Origin of the sequence: Sphingomonas sp. 66-10, from assembly GCF_001897045.1 — a bacterium.
Lineage (GTDB): Bacteria > Pseudomonadota > Alphaproteobacteria > Sphingomonadales > Sphingomonadaceae > Sphingomonas > Sphingomonas lycopersici.
In genome coordinates this window covers 1-3,536 of sequence record NZ_MKRR01000157.1, presented here as the reverse complement: position 1 = coordinate 3,536, position 3,536 = coordinate 1, and the positions used below count along the sequence as shown (strand labels likewise).

The window sequence follows — 3,536 nt, the reverse complement described above, 5'->3', positions numbered from 1 at the left end:
AACGCGGTCGCGGCAAGTCCACACCTGAGGCAGACCACTTCGAAGGATGCTTCGTCGAGTTACTACCGGACGAGAAGATCGTCGAGACGGTCGAATTCGAGTCCGATGACCCTGCCTTCGCTGGCGTAATGAAGATAACTACGACGCTTGTGCCGGTCACCGGTGGCACCAAGGTGACGTTCGTAGCCGAAAACGCTCCCGCAGGAATCGGTGCTGCCGAGCACAAGGCTGGCATGGATTCGACCCTGAAGAACCTGGCGAATTTCATTGAATAATGATGGGCCTGCCGTCCATGGTGCCGTTTCACCGTTGCGGCTCGGATCGATCACTTACGGTTAGTCCAGCCCTAGCAGGTGGCAGTCACTTGCCGATTCTGTAAGCCGCCTAGCCACGCTTGCCGGGCGCTCGACCTGCACGGCGCACCTGCTGGGCCCGCCTAAGCACGACCAGCTGTTCCACGATCAGCCTGGGGTCGTATCCATCTTCCAGGTAGGCCTTGACCCCGCTCAGGGCATCGGCTGCGAATGTTTCAGACACAAGTTCGAGGTTCGTCCGCCTCTTCCGCCCGCTCCTGCGAGCGGGCTGGATATCTTCGGTCCCTGCGTAATCTGAGGTCAGTTCGCGCTCAACGTCGGCAACTGCCTCCGACGCTCGCTCCGCCTCCGCAATACGCGAACTCGCATATTTCCAGAGCCGCTCTACGCGAGGGGTCACCCGCTTCACTTCTCCCCGCAGAACTCTGGACACGAATGGCTGATCGGCGCCGATCGCGTTCGCTATGGTCGTCTGCACGGGAAGATGTGTGCTTCGTAACATCTTAGCCAGCTTTTCGAGTGCATCGTCAGGCATCACGTCGTCTCGCATAATTTCCTTGCATATCCGCATATTCACATTAAAGCTATGCGAATTATGCAAGGCGCGACTTTCATTGACATGTTTAGCGGCGCCGGCCTGTTCAGCGCGGGCTTCGTGGATCAGGGCTTCGATGTCAACGGCGGAGCAAAAACCGGCCACTGTGGCGGAGTAAAAGTAGGCCACTGATGTTGCGGCAGGTGCAAAGCAAAGGGCCCCGATCGGGGCCCTTTGCTTTTGGCCGTTTTGATGGGTCAGTTTTCGTCGACGGTGGCCTGGTTTTGCTCCGCCCCGCTGGCAGTGGCGCGACGGCGACTGGCTGACTGCTTTAGGCGGTAACTGTCACCATTCATGGTCAGGATGCTGACGTGGTGGGTCAAACGATCCAGCAATGCGCCGGTCAGGCGCTCGGACCCAAGCACCTGCGTCCAGTCCTCAAACGGCAGGTTGGAGGTAACGATGGTGGAGCCGCGTTCGTAGCGCTGGGAGAAGGTCTCGAACAACAGCTCCGCGCCGGTGGGCGAGAGCGGGACGTAACCCAGTTCGTCGATGATCAGCAGCTTCACTGCAGCCAACTCGCGCTGCATCTTGAGCAGCCGCTTCTCGTCGCGGGCTTCCAGTAACTGGTTCACCAGCGCCGCGGCGGTGGTGAAGGTCACGGTGAAGCCCTTCTGGCAGGCGGCCAGCCCCAGGGCGAGCGCCACATGGGTTTTGCCCGTCCCGCTATTGCCCAGCGCAATGATATTCTCGCGCCGCAGGATATATTCGCAGCGCGCCAGATCCAGCGTCAGCATCTTGTTGAGGCTGGGGATGGCGGTGAAGTCGAAGGTATCGAAGCTTTTGACGGCCGGGAACCGGGCAGCACGGATCCGGCGTTCGACAGTGCGCCGCTCACGGTCGATCAGTTCCAGTTCGATCAGGCGCAGTAGATAGCGGGGATGATCGACACCATCACGCGCGCACTCCCGGGCTACTTTCTCATATTCGCGCAAAACGGTCGGCAGTTTGAGTTGCTTGAGGTGGTGGGCCAGCAGCACCTGTGGCGCACCAGCGGTGGTGCCGGTGGGCAGGTTGTCATCGGGCGCCCGGCTCATGCTGCCATCTCCTTCGAGACCTGGGGCATCAGAGCCGCATAATCAGCCGCCTGCGTGACCTTCACATCCAGCCTTGGCAGGTGGGGATAGGTCGTCAGGTCAAGCCTGGCGGGCCGCCGTTCCATCCTGGCCAGTGCGATCTGCTTCACCGCATCAAAGCTGATCGCGCCCATGTGGATCGCCTGAGTGACAGCATGGGTCACCACGGCCATGGGCATCGCTTCCAGCAAGCGCAAGACCTGGATATACTCGCGCTTGCCCTTGCGGCCCATGCGTCCCTCCAGCAATTGCCGCAGGTGGGCAAAGACATCGGGCAAGGCCCAATTCTGCAGTGCAGCCGCCTGATCGAGAGCATTCGGCTTTGTCTCGATCAGCGCCAGATAATGCAGCGGATCGGCCACAAAATCGCCGCTGCCATAACTGCGCACATGGCGGGCGATCTCCTCGGCGCCGGACAGGATCACCACCTCGTCCACGAAGCCCTTCACCACCACATCCTGGAACCCAAACCTTGTGGGCACCGAGTAATCATTGCCGCGATACCGCACCAGCGCCGTCGATGACACACGGGCGCTGCGCCTCTCGCATGGCTCCAATGGCACCGGCGGTAGTGGGCGTAGCGCCGCAACGTCAGCAACCATGCGCTCACCGATGGTCTGGGCATGGCGGCCAGCACGTTCGCCTTGCCGCGCATGACAGCGCTCCAAAAGAGCCGCGTTCAGTGCGTCATAGCTCGCCGCCTGCGGCTTGGGCGTCATGAAGTTGCGGCGCGCGTATTTGACCAGCCCTTCGACCTTGCCCTTGTCATTCCCCTTGCCGGGTCGGCCGAAGCGGTCAGAAAACAGGTAGTGGCTGACCAGCTCGCTGAAGGCACGTGTGCGCTCACGCTTGCCGTCCCCCAGAATCTTGGCCACCGCAATCGTCGTGTTGTCGTAGAGGATCGACTGGGGAATGCCGCCAAAGAAGTCGAAGGCCGATACATGCCCATCCAGAAATGCCTCGGTCGTCTCGCGCGGGAAAGCCTTCACGAAACAGGCATCGGACTGCGGCAAATCCATGCACAGGAAGTGGATCTTCTGCTCCACACCGCCAATCACGCCCACCGCTTCGCCAAAATCCACCTGCGCATGCCCCGGTGGGTGCGCCAGCGGCACAAATGTCTCGCGGCCACGCACCCGGCTCAGCCGGACATAGTCCTTCACCACCGTGTAGCCGCCGCCATAGCCATATTCATCGCGCAGCCGCTCGAAGATCCGCTTCGCCGTGTGTCGCTGCTTGACCGGCGCCGTCCGGTCACCTTCCAAAATCGCGTCAACCACCGGCAGCAAAGGCCCCAGCTTCGGCTTCTCCACCGGCTTCGTGCGCGTATAGCCAGGTGGCAGTGAAAATCGGCAGATCTTGCCAATCGTCTCCCGGCTTAATCCAAATACCCGCGCGGCCTCTCGCTGGCTGCGCCCCTGCACAAACACAAACTGCCGAACACTCGCGTAAACTTCCACGGCATACATCCCGGCCGCCCTCAAAAGGGCAGCCTTACCACTGGCCGGTTTTTACTCCGCCACGCTCAGCACTTCGCTGGCGTTCCAGTGG

4 protein-coding genes are annotated in these 3,536 nt (G+C 61.1%); 1 reads left to right on the top strand and 3 read right to left on the bottom strand.

Annotated elements, in window-relative coordinates:
- Window positions 1–275: SRPBCC domain-containing protein (locus BGN95_RS24195; protein ID WP_286774289.1), on the top strand; the 275-nt coding region annotated here is incomplete at its 5' end.
- A 109-nt stretch (window positions 276–384) separates the two neighbouring features.
- Here the strand turns inward: BGN95_RS24195 and BGN95_RS24190 are convergent.
- The 3 genes from BGN95_RS24190 to istA all read right to left on the bottom strand — a co-directional run bounded on the left by BGN95_RS24190 (window position 385) and on the right by istA (window position 3,454).
- Window positions 385–1,038, bottom strand: coding sequence for a hypothetical protein (locus BGN95_RS24190; protein WP_286774288.1), 654 nt, complete (start codon window positions 1,036–1,038; stop codon window positions 385–387).
- Window positions 1,039–1,106: 68 nt separating this feature from the next.
- The gene (istB, locus tag BGN95_RS24185; protein WP_066770779.1) at window positions 1,107–1,946 is read right to left on the bottom strand and encodes an IS21-like element helper ATPase IstB; all 840 of its coding nucleotides are present in this window, start codon (window positions 1,944–1,946) and stop codon (window positions 1,107–1,109) included.
- Window positions 1,943–3,454, bottom strand: a complete 1,512-nt coding sequence (istA, locus tag BGN95_RS24180) for an IS21 family transposase (RefSeq protein ID WP_066770782.1) — start codon at window positions 3,452–3,454, stop codon at window positions 1,943–1,945. The genes istB and istA overlap by 4 nt, the downstream gene beginning before the upstream one ends.
- Between the last annotated feature and the right edge of the window lie 82 nt (window positions 3,455–3,536).